Genomic DNA, 21,917 nt, shown 5'->3' on the forward strand with positions numbered 1-21,917 from the left:
CCCCACTAGACGCTCAACAGCAGGAACTCCCTCTCCCACGAACTGATGACCTTCTTGAAGTTCTCGTTCTCCACCCGCTTCACCGCCACGTAGCCGGTCACGAACCGGTGCCCCATGTAGCGCTCCAGTTCGCTGCAGTGCTCCATCCGCTCGAGCGCCTGCTCGAGGGTGAACGGCAGGCGCAGGTTGCGCCGTTCGAAGGCTCGGCCCTGCACCGGCGCAGAGGGATTGAGCTTCTGCACCATGCCGAGATAGCCGCACAGCAGACTTCCCGCGATGGCCAGATAGGCGTTGGCATCGGCACCGGGCAAGCGGTTCTCGATACGCCGGTTCTGCGGCGAGGAGTCGGGCGCCCGCAGCCCGCAGGTGCGATTTTCCTCGCCCCACTCGACGTTGACCGGCGCCGAGGTATCGGGCAGGAAGCGGCGGAACGAATTGACGTTGGGCGCCATCAGCGGCAGCGCCTCGGGAATGAAGCGCTGCATGCCGCCAATATGATGCAGGAACAGCTGGCTCATGGAGCCGTCCTCGTTGGCGAACACGCTCTTGCCGGTGGTGGCGTCCAGTACGCTCTGATGGATGTGCATGGCGCTGCCGGGCTCGTTGGTGATCGGCTTGGCCATGAAGGTCGCCACCACGTCGTGCTTGAGCGCCGCCTCGCGCAGGGTGCGCTTGAACAGGAAGACCTGGTCGGCCAGCACCAGGGGGTCGCCGTGACGGAAATTGATCTCCATCTGGGCGGTCCCTTCTTCGTGAATCAGGGTATCGATGTCGAGGCCCTGGACCTCGCACCAGTCGTACATGTCCTCGAACAGCGGATCGAACTCGTTGGCCGCGTCGATGGAGAACGACTGCCGGCCGGTCTCCTGACGCCCGCTGCGACCAATCGGCGGCAGCAGCGGCAGGTCGGGATCCTCGCAGCGCTTGGTCAGGTAGAACTCCATCTCCGGCGCCACCACCGGCTTCCAGCCCTGCTCGGCGTAGAGCGCCAGCACCCGCTTGAGCTGGTTGCGGGAGGAGAGCTCGATGGGGTTGCCCATCTTGTCATAGCAGTCGTGGATCACCTGGGCGGTGGGCTCGAGCGCCCAGGGCACCGGGTAGACCGCGGAGATGTCGGGCCGGCACAACATGTCGATGTCGGCGGGGTCGAGCAGCGAGTAGTAGAGCTCATCCTCGACATAGTCGCCGGTCACGGTCTGCAGCAGGACGCTCTCGGGCAGCCGCATGCCCTTCTCGGCCATGAACTTCGACACCGGCGTGATCTTGCCACGGGCAATGCCGGTGATGTCGCTGACCAGGCACTCCACCTCGGTGATGCGTCGCTCCTTCAGCCAGCTTTCCAGATCTTTCATGGGAACCTCGTTGCGGCCCGTCCCGGGCGTCACGTTCGTTATAGTCGGTCGCGCAGCTTGTAGAAAGCGGTCGCCAGCACCAGCAGCGGCGTGCGCAGGCGCTCGCCTCCGGGAAAGCGACGGTGGGGCATGGCGGCGAAGACGTCGAAGCGCTCGCTCTGCCCGCCGATGGCCTCGGCCACCAGCTGCCCCGCCAGCCCGGCCAGCGCCATGCCGTGCCCCGAGTAGCCCTGGGCGTAGTAGACGTTGTGACCGAGGCGGCCGAAGTCCGGCGCACGGTTGAGCGTGATCGCCACGTCGCCGCCCCAGCGGTAGTCGATTCTCACCCCTTCGAGCAGCGGGAACAGACGCGCGATCTTGGCATCCATGCGCTGCTGAAGCCCGCGGGGTTCGCGGCCATCGTAGCTGACTTCTCCACCATAGATCAGCCGTTTGTCGGCCGAGAGGCGGTAGTAGTCGAGCACGAAGTTGGCGTCGGACAGGGCATCGTTGTGTGGAAGCACCTGAGCGGCACGCGCTTCGCCCAGCGGCTCACTGGCGACGATGTAGTTGGCCGCGCGCATGACGCGTCCCTCGAGCTCCGGCAGCAGGCGCCCCAGGTAGGCATTGGCCCCCACCACCACGAAGTCGGCGGCGATCTCCCCCCCGGCCGTGACCACGGTGGCCGGCTGGCCGCGGCGAATCTCCAGCGCCGGGCTGTGCTCGTGGATCGTCACGCCGGCGTGCTGAGCCGCCCGTGCCAGACCGAGGGTATAGTTGAGCGGGTGCAGATGCCCCCCCTCATGCTCGAGGAGGGCGCCGGGGTAGGCGTCGGTGACCACGCGCTCGCGCAGCGCCTCGCCCTCCAGCCACTCGAGCGCCGCGTAGCCGTAGTCGCGGGCCAGGCGCTCCTGCATCTCGCGCAGCTCGCGCACGTGTCGGGGCTTGACCGCGGCGTGCAGGTAGCCCCAGGCGAGGTCGCAGGGAATCGCGTGGCGCTCGATGAGCTCGGCCGTGAGGCGCACCGCCTCGCGGCTCATCTCCCACACCACGCGGGCACGCTCGCGTCCCAGCGCCTGCTCCACGGTGGCGATATCGGTCCCCAGGCCGGGCAGGATCTGCCCCCCGCTACGTCCGGAGGCGCCGAAACCGATCTCGTGCGCCTCGAGCAGCGCCACCGAGTAGCCGCGCTCGGCCAGGTGCAGCGCCGCGGAGCAGCCGGTGATGCCACCACCGATCACACAGACGTCGACACGCCGATGGCCGGCGAGCGGCGGACACGCCTGATCGAGACGCACCGTGATCGAATCACGATAGTAGGAAGCGGGTCTGTCGGTCTGGGCGGCAGTGGCCATGCTGCGTTTCCCTGAAGCGCTACGGCGGGACATCGGATTCGACTAGTCTGGCACCATACCGACAGGGGCTGTCAAGTATCCAATAACGAAACCGGCATGCCAGCCTTTGGCGACTTTCGCCGAAACCCAACGAAACGACTTACACAACAACAATATACGGTAGAATTTCAAGGTAACGAGGCTGATGAGAGCGTTGCCGAGCCGCCCATACTTGTAAAATAATGACCATCACACGAGCACTCAGCGCGAGGCGCACACCGCGCAACCGGGGTCCCGCGGGACCTGGAAGTGACGCCACTGGCCGGAAAGCGCGTCGAAGGTGGAGAGGCCGCGATGCGGCGTGCCGGCCCCGCTGAGCAGCTTGACCGCCTCCAGCGCCTGGAAACAGCCGATCAGCCCGACCAGCGGTGCCACCACGCCGCTCTCGGCGCAGCGCAGCGCTTCATCGCCGCCTTCCCCAGGGGGGTAGAGACAGGCATAGCAGGGCGATGCGGGATCGCGGGGATCGAACACCGCCAGCTGCCCCGAGAAGCGAATCGCCGCTCCCGAGACCAGCGGCACCCCGGCGCGCTGGCAGGCGGCATTGATGGCATAGCGACTGGAAAAGCGGTCGGTGCAGTCGAGCACCAGGTCGACCTCGCGCACAACCGCTTCGAGCGCGGCTTCGTCGAGATGCGCCTCGATCGCGCGGATCTCGCAGCCCGGATTGAGCGCCGCGGCCGCGTCCCGGGCGGAGCCAGCCTTGTTGCGCCCCAGGTCGGCCATGCCGTGGGCGATCTGGCGCTGCAGGTTGGAGAGCTCCACCACGTCGGCGTCGGCCAGGGTCAGGTGCCCCACCCCGGCGGCGGCCAGGTAGAGCGCCACCGGCGAGCCCAGCCCGCCGGCGCCGACCACCAGCGCACGCGAGGCCAGCAGGCGCTCCTGTCCGTCGATGTCGATCGCCTCCAGCATGATCTGGCGGCTGTAGCGCAGCAGCGCCTCGTCGTTCATGGCCATTACTTGCCTTCGAGCTCCTCGATGTCGGGGACGTAGAGCGAGAACTCCTCCTTGACCTCCTCCATCACCACGTAGCTCTTCGACTCCTTGACGCCGGGAAGGGTCAGTACCACGTCGCCGAGCAGCTGGCGGTAGGCGGACATCTCGGGGATCCGGCACTTGAGAATATAGTCGAACTGCCCCGAGACCAGATGGCACTCCTGGATCTGCGGCAGCCGCGACACGGCACGACGGAATTCGTCGAACACCGCCGGTGACTGGGTCTCGAGGCTGATCTCGACGAACACCAGCAGGTTGGCCTTGAGCGCGCGGGGATTGAGTATCGCCTTGTAGCCGCGGATGACACCGGACTTCTCGAGGCGCTTGACGCGCTCCAGGCAGGGGGTGGTGGAGAGCCCCACCTGGGCGGCCAGGTCGACGTAGGAGATGCGGGCATTGTCCTGCAGGCAGCGCAGGATCTTGAGGTCGATGCGGTCGAGCGAGCGAGTCTTGGATTTCATTGTCGTGTCGCGGGAAGCCGAGTCAGAGTGAGTGAAGCGTCGCCATGACAGCAGATCGACCTGAAAAAGCGCGGCAATCGGGTGCTGCGCTGGTGTTCGGTCGTACAAACATGCCGACATTTGGAATTATTTCCTGAACAGATGTACCACAGCGGCCACCCGCCCTCCAATACGCCTCCTCAACGCTGGCAGGGCCGCCGGCCGAACGTGACCCGCTCCCACCCTCCCAGGTCCCGTCGGCTGGCCACCGCGACATAGCCACCGGCCTCCAGCAGGCCGCGAACGGCGGCGGCCTGGCCATGGCCGTGCTCCAGCACGAGCCAGCCCCCCGCCAGCAGATGCCCCATGCCCTGCTCGGCGAGGTGGCGCAGGTCGGCCAGCCCGTCCTCCGCCGCAACCAGGGCGCTGCTGGGCTCGAAGCGCACGTCGCCCTGCGCCAGGTGCGGATCCCCGGCATCGATATAGGGGGGGTTCGCCGCGATCAGGGTGAAGCGCTCCCCGGACAGGGCAGCGAACCAGTCGCTGAGCAGGAAGCGCGCGTTGGCGATGCCCAGCCGGCCGGCATTGGACTCGGCCAGCGCCACCGCCTCGGGCACCCGGTCGACGCCGAGCGTCTCCCACCCGGGGCGCTCGCTGGCGAAGGCCAGCGCGATGGCGCCGGTGCCGGTGCCCAGGTCGAGCAGGCGGCCCGCGGGCTCGGGGGCTAGCTCTAGCAGCACCTCCACCAGGGTCTCGGTATCGGGCCGCGGAATCAGGGTATGCCGCGAGGTGGCCAGGGCAAGCCCCCAGAACTCACGCTCGCCGGTCAGGTAGGCCACGGGGTGGCCCGCTGCGCGCGCCGCCACCAGAGCCTCGAAGCGGGCCCGCGCGTAGGTCGCCGCCGGGCGGTCGCCCCAGGTATAGAGCCACGTGCGTTCGACCCCCAGCACATGGCACAGCAGCACCTCGGCGTCGAGCCGCGGGCTGGGCGACCCCGCTCGCGCCAGGCGCTCGGCGGCCCGCGCCAACAGCACGTCGAGCCGCATCAGGCTTCCCGCTGCAGTGCCGCCAGTTGCTCGGCCTGATGCTCGTGGATCAGCGGGTCGAGGACCTCGTCGAGTTCGCCGGACATCACCTCGCCGAGCTTGTAGAGGGTGAGATTGATGCGATGGTCGGTCAGCCGGCCCTGGGGGAAGTTGTAGGTGCGGATGCGCTCGCTGCGATCCCCCGACCCCACCAGGCTGCGGCGCGTGTCGGCCTGCTCGCGCTGGCGGCTCTCCAGCGCGCTCTGCTTCAGCCGTGCGGCCAGCAGCGACATCGCCTTGGCCCGGTTCTTGTGCTGGCTGCGCTCCTCCTGGCACTCCACCACCACGCCGCTCGGCAGGTGGGTGATGCGGATCGCCGAGTCGGTGGTGTTGACGTGCTGGCCGCCGGCGCCGCTGGAGCGGAAGGTGTCGACGCGCAGGTCGGCGGGATTAATGTCGACGTCGCCCACCTCGTCGGCCTCCGGCATCACCGCCACGGTACAGGCGGAGGTGTGGATGCGCCCCTGGGACTCCGTGGCCGGCACGCGCTGGACACGGTGGGCGCCGGATTCGAACTTGAGCCGGGCATAGACCCCTTCGCCCTTGACCCGCGAGATGAGCTCCTTGTAGCCACCCTGCTCGCCGTGGCTGGCGCTGATCACCTCGACCTTCCAGCCCCGCTTTTCGGCATAGCGCGAGTACATGCGGAACAGGTCGCCGGCGAACAGCGCCGCTTCGTCGCCGCCGGTGCCGGCACGTATCTCGAGGAAGACGTTGCGACCATCGTCCGGGTCGCGCGGCACCAGCAGCTGCTTGAGCCGTACCTCCAGCACCTCCAGCCGTCGCCGCCCCTCTTCCAGCTCCAGCTGCGCCAGCTCGCGCATCTCGGCGTCGCTGTCGTCGGCCAGCAGCGCGGCGTCCTCCAGGTCGCTCTCGACCGCCCGGTAGTCGCGCCAGGCCTCGACCAGGGGCTCGAGCTCGGCGTACTCGCGGGAATAATCGCGGAAACGAGGCTGATCGCTGATCACCTCGGGCTCCGCCAGCAGGGCGGCGAGCTCCTCGAAGCGCTCGACGAAGCCATCGAGACGCTGGCGCAGGGTCGCTTTCATGGCGTGTCCTGTCAGGGTTTCGTTGATGTGGAATCCAGCAGCAGCGCCTCGGCGGCGCTGAGCAGGTCGCGTCGCTCGCCGCCCGACGCCTCGCGCAGGGCCACGGTGGGGCGGTGCAGCAGGCGATTGGTGAGCTGATGGGCCAGCAGGCGGATCACCTCCTCGGGGTCCTCGCCGCGTGCCAGCCTGGCCAGCGCCTGACGCTCGGAATGCTCGCGCAGCTCGGCCGCCTGGTCGCGGTAGCGCCGAATCAGCTCCCCGCTGCCGCGGACGCGCCGCTCGTGCAGCCAGACGTGCACGCCATGCTCGATCAGCGCCTCCGCCTGATCGGCGGCCGCCTGGCGATGCCGGCGGTTCTCCTGGATCACCTCGTTGAGGTCGTCGACGGTATAGAGAAAGATGTCGTCCAGGTCGCCGACCTCGGGCTCGATGTCGCGCGGCACGGCGATGTCGACCATGAAGATCGGCCGGTGGCGGCGCTTCTTCAAGGCCCGCTCCGCCATGCCCTTGCCCAGGATCGGCAGCGGCGCAGCGGTGGAGGAGATGACGATGTCCGCGCGGGCCAGGGCCTCGGGGATCTCGTTGAGCGAGATCGCCTCGGCATTGAACTCGCCGGCCAGCAGCTCGGCACGTTCGCGCGTGCGGTTGGCCACGATCATGTTGCGCACGCCGGCCTCGCGCAGGTGGCGGGCGACCAGCTCGATGGTCTCTCCGGCGCCGATCAGCAACGCCCGGGAACGACTGAAGTCATCGAAGATGCGGCTGGCCAGGCTCACCGCGGCATAGGCCACCGAGACCGGGTTCTGGCCGATGCCGGTACGTGTCCGCACCTGCTTGGCCACGGCAAAGGTGTGCTGGAACAGCAGCTCCAGCTCGCCGCCCAGCCCGCTCGCCTGGCGCGCCGACTGATAGGCCTCCTTGAGCTGGCCGAGAATCTGCGGCTCGCCCAGCACCATGGAGTCCAGCCCCACCGCGACGCGCATCAGGTGCCGCGCGGCGTCATTGCCCAGGTAATGGTAGGCGCAGGGCGTGAGCTCATCGAGCGCCAGCCCGTGGAAGTGGCTCAACCAGTCGAGGATGGCGCGCTCGCCGCTCGGCTCGGTGACGCAGTAGAGCTCCGTACGGTTGCAGGTCGAGAGCACCGCCGCTTCATGCACCTGAGGCAGATGGCGCAGCTCGGTCAATGCCGACTCGAGTTGGGCGGGGGTGAAGGCGACCCGCTCGCGCACCGCGACAGTGGCCGTCCTATGGTTGATTCCAAGGGCAAGGAGCGTCATGCGTTAAGCGTCTTCGGTGATGTCGGCCGGCGGCACCGTAAATGAAAAAACCGTCTCTGCGGCGCTGCATTCTATCACAGCCTTCGGATATCGGCGCCAGGCGCACGGCTCCTGCCCTTGACGCACGACAAGGCGGGTGCACTCCCATGGCGATGGCGCCGACGCAGCGATCCCTTTGCCCATCGGCTGCTAGCCGGTATGCTGGCACCTCGGGACACCGGATGAGATACGCATGCCCTCGACGCTGATACGCTCCTCGCGCCATGGACTGGCAGTGCTTGGCCTGACCGTTCTGCTGGGCGGTTGCCAGGGCCTGGCCTCCTCCCCTTTGGCTACCACGCTAGAAGAAGACCCCATGGCCTCCGCCCCGCCCATCGAGCACGGGCTGGATGCAGAGGGGCTGGCGACGCTGCTGACGGCCGAGTTCGCCGGGCAGCGCGGCGACTATCGGCGTGCCACGCTGGGTTACCTGGCCATGGCCGAACGCTACGGGGTCGCGCAACTGGCGGAGCGCGGCACGCTGGCGGCGCGCTTCAGCAACGACGTCCTGCTGCTCGAGCAGGCGGTCAACGCCTGGCATCAGCTCGACCCGCTCGCGGAGGCACCGCTGCGTCTGCTCGCCGGGCTGGCCCTGCAGCGCGGCGACTGGGACCAGGCCCTCGAGCGGCGCCTGGCGCTGGCCGAGCAGGGACAGCATGCCGAGCTGACGCTGTTCGCCGAGCTGGCGCTCGAGGCCGGCGCCGATCCGCTTCCCCTGCGCGAACGGCTGCGAGAATATCTCGAGCGTACCGGCGTCGACACCCACCCGCACTATCACGATGCCGTGCTGGCCATGGCCACGCTCGAGGCGGCCACGGGCCAGCGCCAGCAGGCCGAGCGGCGCCTGAGCCTGCTCGAGCGCAATCACTCGGAGCTGCCCGCCCTGTGGCTCACCCGTGCCCAGTTGGCGTTGGAGGCCGACAGCCCGCGCCAGGCACGCGAGGCGGCACGCCGCGGCCTGGAGGTCTCGCCCGGCGACCCGCGCTTCCAGCTGCTTCTGGCGCAGGCCGAGCTGATGCTCGGTAACGTCGCCGCCGCCGAGCAGCACACCTCGACGCTGATGGAAGAGCACGTCGGCAACCAGGAGCTGCACCTCTCGCTGGCCCGCCTCTATCTGGAGGGTGGCCACCTGGACGCGGCCCGCCGCCTGCTGCTGCCGTTGGTCAGCAGCGACGAGCCACCTCCCGCCGCCTTCTACCTGATGGGCACCATCGCCGAGGAAGAGGGCGAGATCGACAACGCCCTTCTCTACTATCGCCAGGTGGCTCCCGGCGGCGATTTCCTGCGCGCCCGCCTGCGAGCGGCCCAGATGCTGATCGCGGACGAGCGCCTGCTCGACGCCCGGGCCTTCCTGCGCATCGAGCGCCTGCGCCATGAATCGCACTTCAGCGAACTGGTCGCCCTCGAGGTGGAACTGCTCGACGAAGTCGGCCGGCAGGACGACGCCGACGCCCTGCTCGACCGCGAGCTCTCGCGTACGCCCAACGACGAGCCGCTGCTCTATCTGCGCGCCATGCGCGCCTGGGAACACGGTGACTTCGAGGGCATGGAGCGCGACCTGGGACGCATCATCGAGGCCAATCCGGAGAATGCCTCCGCCCTCAATGCCCTGGGTTATACCCTGGCCGATATCAACGACGCCGAGCGCCTGGAGGAGGCCCGTGAACTGATCGAGCGTGCCCATGCGCTCGAACCCGGCAGCCCGGCGATCATGGACAGCCTGGGCTGGGTCCACTATCGGCTAGGCGACCCCGAACGTGCCCTGGCCTGGCTGGAGCGCGCCTACGCCAGCATGCCCGACCAGGAGATCGCCGCCCACCTGGCCGAGGTGCTGTGGACCCTCGATCGCCGGGAAGAGGCGCGACGCGTCGTGGAACAGGCACTGCGCCAGCACGACGAACATCCGCTGATCGACGCGCTCCTCGAGCGCGTTCCCGAGCTGGCCCCCTGATCATCCACTGTCAACGAGACGATGCCATGAGACGCCCCATTTCTGCGATACGCGGGCTCGCCGCGAGCCTTGCCCTGGCGCTGCTGGCCGGCTGCGCCACGCCTGGCGCGGCGCCGGACGGTGAGCGCACGGCCGACCAGTGGACGGCCCAGCAGGAGCGCCTGGAGGAACTGAACACCTGGACGCTGGTTGGCAAGGCCGGCCTGCGCACCCCCCAGGAGACGACCAGCGCCAACCTCGACTGGAGCCAGCATCCGCACTACTACCGCATGCTGATCAGCGGCCCCTTCGGCAGCGGCCGCAACCTGTTGGAGGGCCGCGAAGGTCGCTTCTCGTTGACTAACGCCGAGGGGCGCTTCGAAGCCGCGACGCCCGAGGCGCTGATGCAGCAGCAGCTCGGCTGGTCGCTGCCGGTCAGCTCCCTGGCCGACTGGATTCGCGGCCTGCCCGCCGACCACAGCCGTTACCAGCTGCAGCAGGACGAGCGCGGCTTCCCGCAGCAGCTCGAGCAGGATGGGTGGCAGATCGTCTATCGCGACTGGACCCAGGTCGAGTCGCTGTGGTTGCCGCGCCGCCTGGTCATGGAATATGACGACCTGCGCGTGACGCTGGTGGTCACGGAGTGGCGTCCCGTGATCGACGAGTGAGGCGATGACGGAACCGATGAAAGAGCTCGTATTGCCGGCGCCGGCCAAGCTCAACCGCATGCTGCACATTACTGGCCGCCGGCCCGATGGCTATCACGAGCTGCAGACGCTGTTCCAGTTCCTCGACCATGGCGACGAGCTGTGCTTGCGGCCAAGGAGGGATGGCGTGATTCGCTTGGCACCCGGCCTGTCGGGCGTGCCCGACAGTGACAACCTGATCGTGCGCGCCGCTCGCCTGCTGCAGGACGAAACCGGCTGTCGGCTTGGCGCCGACATTCACCTGACCAAGCGCCTGCCCATGGGGGGCGGCCTGGGCGGCGGCAGCAGCGACGCCGCCACCACGCTGCTCGGCCTCGACCGGCTCTGGCAGCTCGACCTCACGCTCGACCGGCTGGCGGAGCTCGGCCTGCAGCTCGGCGCGGACGTGCCGGTGTTCGTGCGCGGTCACGCCGCCTGGGCCGAAGGCGTGGGCGAGCGGCTCACGCCGGTGACGCTCGACACCCCCTGGTTCGTGGTCGTACACCCCGGCATCGAGGTCGCCACCGCCGCGGTGTTCGGGGCGGCGCAATTGACACGTAACACGGCCCCGATTACCATGGCGCGCGCACTGCAGGGGGGAGCGCCCAGCTGGCACAACGACTGCGAGCCGACGGTCCGGTCACTCTATCCGCAGGTCGCCGAAGCGCTCGACTGGCTTGGCCGCCGAGCTCCCGCCATGCTGACGGGAACCGGGGCCTGTGTCTTCGCCTGGTTCGATTCAGACGCCGAGGCGAAGCGTCTATTGGCCGACCTGCCGGGCCGCTATACTGCTTTCACTGCCCGCGGCCTGAATCTCTCCCCGCTACATGCTGCTCTAGGTCGACGGCCATGATGCCAGCGAGCGCCCGACCCGAAGCGCGGTGGCGTCGCTTGCGGCAACCTGGCTCATCGTCAACAGAGCTCCCCAACACTGCATAGGTGGATGCGCGTGTCAAAATTGATGGTTTTTGCCGGGAATGCCAATCCCGAACTCGCCCAGAAGATCGCCGAGAGTCTCGATACTCGCATGGGGAATGCCACGGTCGGGCAGTTCAGCGATGGCGAGATCGCGGTCGAGATCAACGAGAACGTTCGCGGCAAGGACGTGTTCATCCTGCAGTCCACCTGCGCCCCGACCAACGACAACCTGATGGAGCTGATCCTGATGGTTGACGCGCTGCGCCGGGCTTCGGCCACTCGCATCACCGCCGTGGTGCCCTACTTCGGCTACGCCCGCCAGGACCGCCGGGTGCGCTCCGCCCGGGTGCCGATCTCAGCCAAGGTGGTGGCCGACATGATGGTCAAGGCCGGCGTCGACCGGGTCATGACCATGGATCTGCATGCCGATCAGATCCAGGGTTTCTTCGACGTGCCGGTGGACAACGTCTACGGCTCGCCGATCCTGCTCGACGACATCGAGCGCCAGAACTACGACGACCTGGTGGTGGTATCGCCCGACGTGGGCGGCGTGGTCCGCGCCCGCGCCATCGCCAAGCAGCTCAATGCCGATCTCGCCATCATCGACAAGCGCCGCCCCCAGGCCAACCAGGCCCAGGTGATGCACATCATCGGCGAGATCGAGAACCGCACCTGCGTGGTGGTGGACGACATGATCGATACCGCCGGCACCCTGTGCAAGGCCGGCGACGCACTGAAGGACCATGGCGCGCGCCGCGTGGTGGCCTACGCCACCCACCCGATCCTGTCGGGTCCGGCGGTGGAGAACATCACCGGCTCGGTACTCGACGAGGTGGTGGTCACCGATACCATTCCGCTGTCCGACGTCGCCCGTCGCAGCGGCAAGATTCGCCAGCTGAGCGTGGCCGGCCTCATCGCCGAGGCGATCCGCCGCGTCAGCAACGAGGAATCCGTCAGCGCCATGTTCCACTGAGTCTTTCACTCGGAGCAGGCGCCGGAGCAGCACCCCCACGGGGGTTTTCGGGAACGTCGCGATCAGGTCGCGGGTTGCACGTCTCCCTTACTTTCAGCAAGAGGCAACATCATGTCCGATTTCACACTCAATGCCAGCGTTCGTAACGACCTGGGGAAAGGTGCGAGCCGCCGCCTGCGTCGTGCGAACCTCGAGGTGCCCGCCATCGTCTACGGTGGCGAGAAGGCCCCCCAGCCGATCTCCGTCGAGAAGGCCGCGTTCTACAAGGCCATCGAGGACGAGTCCTTCTTCTCCTCGGTACTCAACCTGATCATCGACGGCAAGAAGGAGCAGGTCGTGGTACGTGACCTGCAGCGTCATCCGTACAAGCCGCTGGTCACCCACGCCGACTTCCTGCGCGTGGACGCCACCCACGAGATCACCATCAACGTGCCGCTGCACGTCGTGGGCGAGGAGAAGTCCAAGGGCATCAAGGACCAGGGCGGCGAGCTGCACGTACTCTCCAACGAAGTCCAGATCAGCTGCCTGCCGAAGGATCTGCCGGACTTCCTCGAGGTCGACATCAGCGATGTCGAGATGGGCACCACCCTGCACCTCTCCGACCTCAAGCTGCCGGCCGGCGTCACCCTGGTCGAGCTGACTCACGGCGCGGACCACGACAACGCCGTGCTGAGCATCACCAAGCCGAAGGGCCGCAGCGAGGCCGACGAAGGCGAGGGTGAAGGCGAGGAAGGCGAAGGCAACGCCGAGTAATCGCGCTGCCGTCGGGGGCCGCCAGCGGGCGGCCCCCTCCCCATCCGATCAAGCGCTGCGGCGCTTGTTTTTGTTTGGAGGCCCCGCATGTCCCAGGTCAAGGCCATCATCGGGCTGGGCAACCCCGGCGACAACTACGCCGCCACTCGCCACAACGCCGGCGCCTGGCTGGTGGAGATCCTGGCCCGCCAGGCCGGTACCGAGCTGCGCCCGGAGAAGAAGTTCCTCGGCCTTTACGCCAAGGTCCTGCTCGACGGCCAGGAGCTGCACCTGCTCGAGCCCACCACCTTCATGAATCGCAGCGGCGGCGCCGTCGCCGCGCTGTGCCAGTTCTACAAGATCGCCCCCGGCGAGCTGCTGGTGGCCCACGACGAGCTCGATCTCCCCCCCGGCAGCGCCCGCTACAAGCAGGGCGGTGGCCACGGCGGCCACAACGGCCTGCGCGACATCATCAGCGCGCTGGGCGACAAGGCGTTCGGCCGGCTACGCATCGGCATCGGCCACCCCGGCGATTCACGCCAGGTGACCAACTACGTGCTGGGGCGCCCCGGCAAGGCGGAGCTCGAAGCCATCGGCGCGGCCCTCGACGAGTGCCTGGCGACGCTGCCCCTGGTCGTAACCGGCAAGTGGGCCCAGGCGATGAACCGCCTGCATAGCTTCAAGCCCTGAAAGGCTTCGCCGTAGCTCACCGCTCATAGCAACGGTAGAATGGCCGCCAATTTCTCACACGCTCTCCAGGACACTCCCATGGGTTTCAACTGCGGTATCGTCGGCCTGCCCAATGTGGGCAAGTCGACCCTCTTCAACGCCCTGACCAAGTCCGGCATCGATGCCGAGAACTTCCCCTTCTGCACTATCGAGCCCAACGTCGGCATCGTGCCGATGCCCGACCCGCGGCTGGACAGGCTGGCCGAGATCGTGAAGCCCCAGAAGGTGCTCCCCACCACCATGGAATTCGTCGATATCGCCGGCCTGGTGGCGGGCGCTTCCAAGGGCGAGGGGCTCGGCAACCAGTTCCTGGCCAACATCCGCGAGACCCAGGCCATCGCCCACGTGGTGCGCTGCTTCGACAACGACAACGTGATCCACGTGGCCAACCAGGTCGACCCGCGCGCCGACATCGAGACCATCAACCTGGAACTGGCGCTGGCCGACCTCGACACCGTCGAGCGCGCCATCCAGCGCCTGGTTCGCGTGGTCAAGGGCGGCGACAAGGAGGCCATCGCCACCAAGGCGATTCTCGACCGCATCCAGCCGCACCTGGCCGAAGGCCAGCCGCTGAGAAGCGCAGGCCTCGACGACGATGAGAAGCGCCAGCTCAAGAGCTTCGGCTTCCTCACGCTCAAGCCGACGATGTACATCGCCAACGTCAACGAGGACGGCTTCGAGAACAATCCCTACCTCGATGTCGTCAACGAGATCGCCGCCGAGGAGGGCGCCGTGGTGGTGCCGGTGTGCAACCAGCTCGAGGCCGAGATCGCCGAACTCGACGACGACGAGCGCGCCATGTTCCTCGGCGAGATGGGCATGGAGGAGCCCGGTCTCGACCGCGTGATCCGCGCCGGCTACAAGCTGCTCGGCCTGCAGACCTACTTCACCGCGGGCGTCAAGGAGGTGCGCGCCTGGACCGTCAAGGTCGGTGCCACCGCCCCCGAAGCTGCCGGCGTGATTCATACCGACTTCCAGAAGGGCTTCATCCGCGCCGAGGTCATCGCCTATGACGACTTCGTCGCCCTGGGCGGCGAACAGGGCGCCAAGGACGCCGGCAAGTGGCGCCTCGAAGGCAAGGAGTACGTCGTGCAGGACGGCGACGTGATCCACTTCCGCTTCAATGTGTAACCACAAGCTTGACCTGACGGGAGTGAATCCGTAGACTTCGCCTCCGTCGATTGGCTACGTAGCTCAGTTGGTTAGAGCACATCACTCATAATGATGGGGTCCCCTGTTCGAGTCAGGGCGTAGCCACCAGAGATCGAAAAAAACCCGGCGCCTTCTGGCGCCGGGTTTTTCGTGGTGGCAACTCAGGCCAGCCGCGGGCGGTTGGCGAAGGCGATCAGCGCCCGGATCAGATGCTCGACGTCATGGCTGCCCGCCGTCTCGCGGATCGAGTGCATGGCCCACTGCGGCACGCCCACGTCCAGCGTCGGCACGCCGAGCTCGGTGGCGGTGATCGGGCCAATGGTGCTACCGCAGCCCATGTCGGCACGGGTGACGAAGGTCTGCACCGGCACCTCGGCCTCGCGGCAGACGTCGCGGAACAGCGCCGCCGTGGCACTGTTGGTGGCATAGCGCTGGTTGGCGTTGACCTTGATCACCGGCCCCCCGTTGAGCGCCGGCCCATGGGCGGCATCGTGCTTGTCGGGGAAGTTGGGATGCAGGGCGTGGGCGTTGTCGCAGGAGATCATGCGCGAGGCCTGGATCAGGCGAATGAAGCCCTCGTCGCCCGGTTCGCCGAGCTGGGCATTGACCCGGCGCAGCACGTCGCCGAGGAACGGCCCCTGGGCGCCGCAGGCGCTGGCGCTGCCGACCTCCTCGTGGTCGTTGGCGACCAGCACCACGCCCTGGCTGCCGTCGCTCTCCAGCAGCGCCTCCAGGCCGATGAAGCAGGAGAGCAGGTTGTCGAGGCGCGCACTGGCCACCAGCTCGCGCTCGACGCCGACCAGGGCCGGCGGCTGCACGTCATGCAGCGCCAGCTCGAAGTCGAGGATCTCGGCCCCCGTGATGCCATGCTGCGCCTCCAGCCACTCGAGCAGCAGGCGCTGCAGGTCGGCCTTCTCCCCACCCTGCAGGAACACCGGCGGCATCTGGGTCTGGGCGTTGATCGCGCGTCCGGCGTTGACCTCGCGATCGAGGTGGATGGCCAGGCTGGGGATGATGGCGACCGGCCGCTCCACGTGGAGCAGCACGCCCTCGATGCGGCCGTCGGGGTGACGCACGTGGACGCGGCCGGCCAGGCCCAGGTCACGATCGTACCAGGGCGCCAGCAGCACGCCGCCATAGAGTTCGATGCCGAGCTGCAGCCAGCCGGCAGACGTCTGGGCAGCCTGCGGTTTCAGGCGCAGCCCGGGGCTGTCGGTATGGGCACCGATCATGCGCAGCGCCTCGAGCCCAGCTCGGGGCAGCTGCAGCGCCACGATGGACGAGTCGTTGCGCGTGACGTAGGCCCGCTCACCGGCAGACAGCTGCCAGGCCTGGCTCTCGTCGAGCCGGCGAAAGCCGGCGGCTTCGAGACGCTCGGCCATGGCGGCGACGGCATGCCAGGGCGTGGGGGAACGGTACAGAAAGTCGAGCAGGCGCTCGAGGCGGGCTTCCCGAGACATGAGGATCCTCATCAGGGGTCTAAGGTTGACGCGAGAGCTGCTACAATGCGATGTCTGCCTTTGGCAACTCACAGGGCATACGCTTGTCTAGGGAAGGAAGTGTACACGAAACCAGGGGTGCTTCATCGATGAGCCAGTTAGTCGTTATTCGGCGCACAGCGGTCCTGACGCTGGCGCTGCTGTCGTGGTGTGCTCAACTGGCGCTTGCAGCCCAGATCCAGCCGGGTGAAGAGCAGCGCCAGGCCGCCGTCGAGGTAGCCGAATCGCTGCGCTATGGCCACTACGCCGACACCGCCATCGATGACGACTGGTCGCGACTGGCCTTCGAACGCTATCTCGACATCCTGGATGGCCAGCGCGCCTTCCTGCTCGAAAGCGACGTCGAGGAGTTTCGCCACCTCGAGACACGCATCGACGACATGCTCTTCGAGGGCGAGCTCGAGCCCGCCTACCAGCTCTACCAACGCTATCACGACCGTGCGGAAAACCGCTTCGAGTGGCTGCTCGACACCCTCGACGAAGGGCTGAACTTCACCTACGAGACCGACATGCGGCTCGATCTCGACCGTCGCGATGCCGACTGGGCCACCAGCGAGGCGGAACTCGAGGAGCTGTGGCGCAAGCGCCTGAAGAACGATGCCCTGACCCTCGACATCAGCGGCCAGGACGAGGAGCAGGTGGAGAACAACCTGCGCCAGCGCTACGAGGGCCAGCTCACTCGCCTGCGCCAGACCAACGGCGAGGACGTGTTCGGCCTGTTCATGGCCGCGGTGACCAGCAGCATCGACCCGCACACCGAGTACCTCTCGCCGCGCCAGGGCGAATCCTTCGACATTCAGATGCGTCTGTCGCTGGAGGGCATCGGCGCCATGCTGCAGTCCGACGGCGAGTACGTGAAGGTCACCAGCCTGGTGCCCGGCGGCCCCGCGGACCGTGCCGGCGTGCTGGAACCCGCCGACCGCATCGTCGGCGTGGGCCAGGAAGACGAGGAAAAGACGGTCAACGTCGTCGGCATGCGCCTCGACGAAGTGGTCGACCTGATTCGCGGCCCCAAGGGGACCGTGGTACGCCTCGATGTCGTTCCGGCGGAAGCCGTCGACATGACCCGCTCGCATACCGTCGAGATCACCCGCGACACGGTCGACCTCGAGGACCAGGCGGCGCATGGCGAGGTCATCGAGGTGGAGCGCGACGACGGCGTCAAGCGCATCGGCGTGATCACCATCCCCACCTTCTATGTCGACTTCGATGCCTGGCAGGCCGGCGCCGAGGAATTCCGTAGCACCACGCGCGACGTGGCCCGCGAAGTGGAGCGGCTCAAGGGCGAAGGTGTTGACGGCATCATGCTCGACCTGCGCAACAACGGCGGCGGTGCGCTGCAGGAAGCCAATTCGCTGCTCGGTCTGTTCATCGATCGCGGCCCCACCGTGCAGGTGCGCGACGCGCGTGGCCGCATCAGCCTCTATGGCGACACCGAGACCGGCACCCTTTACGACGGCCCGCTGGCCGTGCTGGTCAACCGCCTGTCGGCCTCGGCCTCGGAGATCTTCGCCGGCGCCATCCAGGACTATGGCCGCGGCCTGGTGCTGGGCAGCGCCACCTTCGGCAAGGGCACCGTGCAGACCCTGAACGACCTCAGCCACGGCCAGATCAAGCTGACCCGCGCCAAGTTCTACCGCATCTCGGGCGAGAGCACCCAGAATCGCGGCGTCGAGCCCGACATCCTGTTCCCCGACATGGTCGACCCGGAGCGAATCGGTGAGAGCAGCCTGGATAACGCGCTCGCGTGGGACACCGTCCAGGCCGTCCAGTACCGCCACTACGGCGAACCATGGGAATATCTCGAGACGCTGCGTTCGCGGCACCGCGAGCGGGCCGAGTCCCACCCCAACTTCGTCTACCTGAAGGAGCGCGTCGAGCTCGCACGCCGCATGCGCGAAGAGCACACCAGCGTCAGCCTGGATCGTGAGCGACGCCAGCGAGAGGTGGAGAGCCGCGATGCCGAGCAGCTGGCGCTGGAGAATCGCCGCCGCAAGGCCTTGGGCCTGGAGCCGCTGGACGAGCTGATCGATGCGCGCAGCGAAGCGGGAGAAGAGGAAACGGAGCGCGACGAGCCGGTGGATCGAGTCCAGGTGACCGAAGCCGCCGCCATTCTCGCCGACTACGCCGAGTTGACCGAACGACGCCTGGCCGGCCGCTACTGACCTCCCTTCGAGGCGGGTCCCGCCCGGGGCCCGCCCCTCGCCGCGCCCAGGTTGCGTTGCCGCCCCCTCCCCTCGGTGCCGCCTCAGGCAGCCCCACCCCAGCCGGACCATGAGATACGTCATCAATTCGCCTGCGTTTCCCTGCTAGGATCAGCCCGATACGGCATGCCTGTCTCGGCTTCGTCCACGCTGCGTTGATGGCGCAAGTCAGTGGATCGGCGAGAATGACCGTAGCAACGGCCTGGCGAGCCATGGCCGAGGTTCCGGTCGTCGCACGGGCTCGGCCCGCCACGCCGATCCACGCCCCAGGGGAACAATGCGCATGCGGATTCATCGGTTGGCACGCTCGGCTCGATTCGCAAGCCAGCACTGGCCAAGCTGGCTGCTGGCCTATGCCGCGCTCTCCGTGGCGGCGCATCTGCTGCGCAACCCGTACCACGGCTTCAGCCTGATGCTGCCGCAGGGGGGCATCCTGCTTGCTGCCCTGCTCGTGCTGCCCTCCACCCATCGCCGGGAGCGGCTCCGCCTGGTTGGTGCTGTCCTGCTGGTCGATTCCGGCCTGCGCATCGGCCTTCAGGACATGCCACCTCTCGCCGCCCTATGGGTCAGCGCGCCTTTGGTCGCGCAGGCCTGGCTGGGCGCCCTGCTGCTGCGGCACATCGCACCCGACGGCAGCAGCCCCGATACGCAGCGGGGCATCCTGCAATTCCTGCTGTGGGGTTGCCTGCTGCCGGCAGCGCTGTCGTCCAGCCTGACGACTCTGGGCCTGCTTGACGCGCCCGGCCTCTTTCTCGCTGAATGGCTGTGGTGGTTCATCCAGCGCCTCAACGGCCTACTGCTCTTCGCCCCCCTGCTGGTGCTGGTCTTTCGACCCGCCTTCGACGCAGCGACCGAGGCTCGCGAACGCCCGCCCCACTGGGAATCGGTGACGCTCTGGGCGCTCACCTGCCTGGCGTCGGCCCTGATCTTCAGCGTCAGCAACCCCGCCGGCAGAGCGCTGGCGACCTACAGCTTCCTGCTGACCCCGCTCCTGGTGATCGCCGCCATACGACTCCCCCTGACGACCAGCCTGTTCGTGGTGCTCTCGGCCAGCCTGGTCGCCAGCGTGGCCGATGCGCTGGGAGCCGGCGATACCCCCGCAAGCGCCCAGCGCAGCCTGATCGCCGTCTCGGTGTTCCTGCTGATCAATCAGATGGTCGTCTGGCTGCTCGGCGCCCTGATCGACGAACGCCATCGCGTGCTGCGCCGGGTGCAGAAGATGCGCGACATGTACGAGATGCTCAGCAACGCCAATCAGGCGCTAATCAACCTCAAGCTGACCCCGCTCCAGCTCTACCAGCGAATGTGCGAGATCATCGTTGCCGAGAGCGACTTTTACCTGGCCTGCATCACGCCGCTCCAGGCGGCACGGCCGGGCAGCGCCGGTAGACCCTCCAGCGTGATTTGCGCACGCCAGGGAAGCGGCCTGCTAGCGGCGGGAGAGTGGTGCCACCCCGACGAGGAGCTGGTCCGCCAGGCGCAGGCCAAGCGTCGCCATGTCATTCGACACGACTGGCGGCCAGGCGCAAGCGCCTCCCCCCCGCGGGATGAGCCTGGCACCATGGCGGCATTTCCCATCCGTCCGGAGGACAAGCCGGTACAGGCCGTGTTGACGGTGTTCAGCCTGCGACGCGACGGCTTCGATGCGGATATGGTGCGCCTCTTCGACGAGCTGGCCGGCGACATCGCCTTTGCCTTGACCATGCAGGCGGATCGCCAACGCCTGAAGCTGGCGTCGGAGGTCTTCGAGCACAGTCATGAATCCATCATCATCGCTGACGCCAGAGGCCGTATTCTCGACGTCAACCCCTCCTTCACGCGCATCACGGGTCACAGCCGGCGGGAGGTGGTAGGCCACAACCCTCGCCTGCTCCAGTCTGGCCGACAGGATCGTACGTTCTACGAAGCGCTGTGGCACAGCCTGCTGACGAAAGGGCACTGGGCCGGCGAATTCTGGAACTCGCGCAAGAACGGCGAACACTACCCGCAGCGCGGCACCATCACCGCGGTACGCGGAGAGGACGGCCAGATCGAGCACTTCATCTCGGTCATGGAGGACGTCTCGGCCCAGGTACAGGCCGAACAGAAGATTCTCAACCTCGCCAACTACGATGCCCTGACGGGCCTACCCAACCGCCTGATGCTGGAAAGCCGCTTTCAGCATGCGGTCGAGCAGGCGGGCGATGCCCCGTTGGCGCTCTCGGTACTCTTCGTGGACCTGGACGAATTCAAGCACGTCAACGATGCCATGGGGCACCAGCAGGGTGACCTCCTGCTGCAGCTGGTGTCCGCCCGGCTGGTGGGCGAGCTGCGCGACGGCGACACCCTGGCCCGCTTCGGTGGTGACGAGTTCGTGGTGCTGCTGGCCGGCCGGCGCCAGGAGGCGCGCTCCCTGGCCAAGCGCCTGATCCGCAGCGTTCGCCAGCCCTACCGGCTCGATGAGCAGCCCGTGCACATCGGCTGCAGCATCGGCATCGCCCAGGCGCCGCGCGACGGAACCAATCTCGACGAGCTGATCCAGGCCGCCGATACCGCCATGTACCAGGCCAAGGCGCGTGGGCGCGGCATCTATGCGTTCTACTCCAGCGACATGCAGCACCAGGCGCAGAACCGACTGACCCTACGGGTGGAACTCGACGGCGCCATACAACGCAACGAGCTGCGCGCCTACTATCAACCCAAGCTTGGCATCGCCGATGACGGCATCATCGGCTTCGAGGCGCTGGTGCGCTGGCAGCATCCCGAGCGCGGCCTGGTGCCGCCGGGGAACTTCATACCCGTTGCCGAATTGAGTGGCCAGATCGCCGCCATCGACCGCTGGATGCTCGAGGCGGTGATCGAACAGCTGGCACGCTGGCGACGCCAGGGGCGCCGAATACTGCCGGTGGCGGTCAACGTCTCGGCCTCGCTGTTCTCCCGCTCCGACTTCGTTGACGAGCTGACGCGCTGGCTCGGCGAGAGCAGGATACCGGGTCACGACCTCGAACTGGAGATCACCGAGCACGTGGCCATGTTCGACCTCGACTACACCCTTGCCACGCTGCAGGCGCTGAAACGCCTCGGCGTGGCACTGTCGATCGACGACTTCGGCACGGGCTACTCGGGGCTCGCCTACCTGCGTGACTTTCCCATCGACACCGTCAAGATCGACATGAGCTTCATCAAGCGGGTACACGAGGACGAGAAGAACCAGGGCATCGTACGTGCCATCATCGCCCTGGCCGATACCTTGGGCCTGCACACCATCGCCGAAGGCGTGGAGACCGAGAAAGAGCTGGCGTTCCTGAAACGTCAGGGGTGCTGGGGTTACCAAGGCTATCTGTTCAGCCCGGCGCTGGCGGCAGACGAGATCGAGCATCGCTTCCTGGCGCTCGAGGCACGCCAAGGCATGCGGCTCGACCGCTGACACGACATCGGAAAACGCCACCGGGCTGCGCGGCAGCGCACGCAACGGAAACCCGTCGCTGGCAGGCGAAGACGGAG

Annotated in this window: 17 protein-coding genes and 1 tRNA gene; 10 read left to right on the plus strand and 8 right to left on the minus strand. The window is 67.4% G+C overall.

Features of this window, described 5'->3' with window-relative positions:
• Positions 1-5: 5 nt before the first annotated feature.
• The 7 genes from I4484_RS13765 to hemA form a co-directional block, all read right to left on the minus strand.
• Positions 6-1,352 carry a glutamine synthetase family protein gene (locus I4484_RS13765; RefSeq protein ID WP_197447836.1) on the minus strand — a complete coding sequence of 449 codons (1,347 nt, stop codon included), beginning with the start codon at positions 1,350-1,352 and terminating at the stop codon, positions 6-8.
• A gap of 38 nt (positions 1,353-1,390) precedes the next feature.
• Positions 1,391-2,686: an FAD-binding oxidoreductase gene (locus I4484_RS13770; protein WP_197447837.1), complete on the minus strand. Its 1,296-nt coding sequence runs from the start codon at positions 2,684-2,686 to the stop codon at positions 1,391-1,393.
• 240 nt (positions 2,687-2,926) lie between these two features.
• On the minus strand, positions 2,927-3,676 hold the full coding sequence (locus tag I4484_RS13775) for a molybdopterin-synthase adenylyltransferase MoeB (RefSeq protein ID WP_197451049.1): 750 nt from the start codon (positions 3,674-3,676) through the stop codon (positions 2,927-2,929).
• 5 nt (positions 3,677-3,681) lie between these two features.
• Positions 3,682-4,182, minus strand: a complete 501-nt coding sequence (locus I4484_RS13780; RefSeq protein ID WP_197447838.1) for an Lrp/AsnC ligand binding domain-containing protein — start codon at positions 4,180-4,182, stop codon at positions 3,682-3,684.
• Between the two features lie 179 nt (positions 4,183-4,361).
• Positions 4,362-5,207: a peptide chain release factor N(5)-glutamine methyltransferase gene (gene prmC / locus I4484_RS13785; protein ID WP_197447839.1), complete on the minus strand. Its 846-nt coding sequence runs from the start codon at positions 5,205-5,207 to the stop codon at positions 4,362-4,364.
• Positions 5,207-6,295: a peptide chain release factor 1 gene (gene prfA / locus I4484_RS13790; RefSeq protein WP_197447840.1), complete on the minus strand. Its 1,089-nt coding sequence runs from the start codon at positions 6,293-6,295 to the stop codon at positions 5,207-5,209. Before prfA ends, prmC begins: the two co-directional genes overlap by 1 nt.
• Before the next feature lie 11 nt (positions 6,296-6,306).
• Positions 6,307-7,572, minus strand: a complete 1,266-nt coding sequence (gene hemA / locus I4484_RS13795) for a glutamyl-tRNA reductase (RefSeq protein ID WP_197447841.1) — start codon at positions 7,570-7,572, stop codon at positions 6,307-6,309.
• 232 nt (positions 7,573-7,804) lie between these two features.
• Between hemA and I4484_RS13800 the strand changes: the two genes are divergently transcribed.
• The 8 genes from I4484_RS13800 (at position 7,805) to I4484_RS13835 (ending at position 14,839) form a co-directional block, all read left to right on the plus strand.
• A complete protein-coding gene (locus I4484_RS13800; protein ID WP_197447842.1) occupies positions 7,805-9,562 on the plus strand; it encodes a tetratricopeptide repeat protein in 1,758 nt (585 codons plus the stop codon).
• Positions 9,563-9,588: 26 nt separating this feature from the next.
• A complete protein-coding gene (gene lolB, locus I4484_RS13805) occupies positions 9,589-10,209 on the plus strand; it encodes a lipoprotein insertase outer membrane protein LolB (RefSeq protein WP_197447843.1) in 621 nt (206 codons plus the stop codon).
• A gap of 16 nt (positions 10,210-10,225) precedes the next feature.
• Complete coding sequence (gene ispE, locus I4484_RS13810) at positions 10,226-11,080, plus strand: 4-(cytidine 5'-diphospho)-2-C-methyl-D-erythritol kinase (protein WP_197447844.1); 855 nt, start codon at positions 10,226-10,228, stop codon at positions 11,078-11,080.
• A 96-nt stretch (positions 11,081-11,176) separates the two neighbouring features.
• Positions 11,177-12,118 carry a ribose-phosphate pyrophosphokinase gene (locus I4484_RS13815; RefSeq protein ID WP_010629229.1) on the plus strand — a complete coding sequence of 314 codons (942 nt, stop codon included), beginning with the start codon at positions 11,177-11,179 and terminating at the stop codon, positions 12,116-12,118.
• Positions 12,119-12,229: 111 nt separating this feature from the next.
• A complete protein-coding gene (locus I4484_RS13820; protein WP_197447845.1) occupies positions 12,230-12,871 on the plus strand; it encodes a 50S ribosomal protein L25/general stress protein Ctc in 642 nt (213 codons plus the stop codon).
• Between the two features lie 87 nt (positions 12,872-12,958).
• Entirely contained in the window at positions 12,959-13,540 is a 582-nt protein-coding gene (pth, locus tag I4484_RS13825; protein ID WP_197447846.1) for an aminoacyl-tRNA hydrolase, read from the plus strand.
• A 78-nt stretch (positions 13,541-13,618) separates the two neighbouring features.
• On the plus strand, positions 13,619-14,710 hold the full coding sequence (ychF, locus tag I4484_RS13830) for a redox-regulated ATPase YchF (protein ID WP_197447847.1): 1,092 nt from the start codon (positions 13,619-13,621) through the stop codon (positions 14,708-14,710).
• Positions 14,711-14,762: 52 nt separating this feature from the next.
• A tRNA-Met gene (locus tag I4484_RS13835) sits at positions 14,763-14,839 on the plus strand.
• A gap of 53 nt (positions 14,840-14,892) precedes the next feature.
• On the opposite strand, the gene I4484_RS13840 is transcribed toward I4484_RS13835, so the two are convergent.
• On the minus strand, positions 14,893-16,191 hold the full coding sequence (locus I4484_RS13840; protein WP_197447848.1) for a M18 family aminopeptidase: 1,299 nt from the start codon (positions 16,189-16,191) through the stop codon (positions 14,893-14,895).
• A gap of 128 nt (positions 16,192-16,319) precedes the next feature.
• On the opposite strand from I4484_RS13840, the gene I4484_RS13845 reads away from it, so the two are divergent.
• Positions 16,320-18,395: a carboxy terminal-processing peptidase gene (locus I4484_RS13845; RefSeq protein WP_234283454.1), complete on the plus strand. Its 2,076-nt coding sequence runs from the start codon at positions 16,320-16,322 to the stop codon at positions 18,393-18,395.
• Between the two features lie 322 nt (positions 18,396-18,717).
• Positions 18,718-21,840, plus strand: a complete 3,123-nt coding sequence (locus tag I4484_RS13850; protein ID WP_197447849.1) for an EAL domain-containing protein — start codon at positions 18,718-18,720, stop codon at positions 21,838-21,840.
• Positions 21,841-21,917 lie beyond the last annotated feature (77 nt).

The organism is Halomonas sp. SS10-MC5 (assembly GCF_015992245.1).
Taxonomy (GTDB): Bacteria; Pseudomonadota; Gammaproteobacteria; order Pseudomonadales; family Halomonadaceae; genus Halomonas; species Halomonas sulfidoxydans.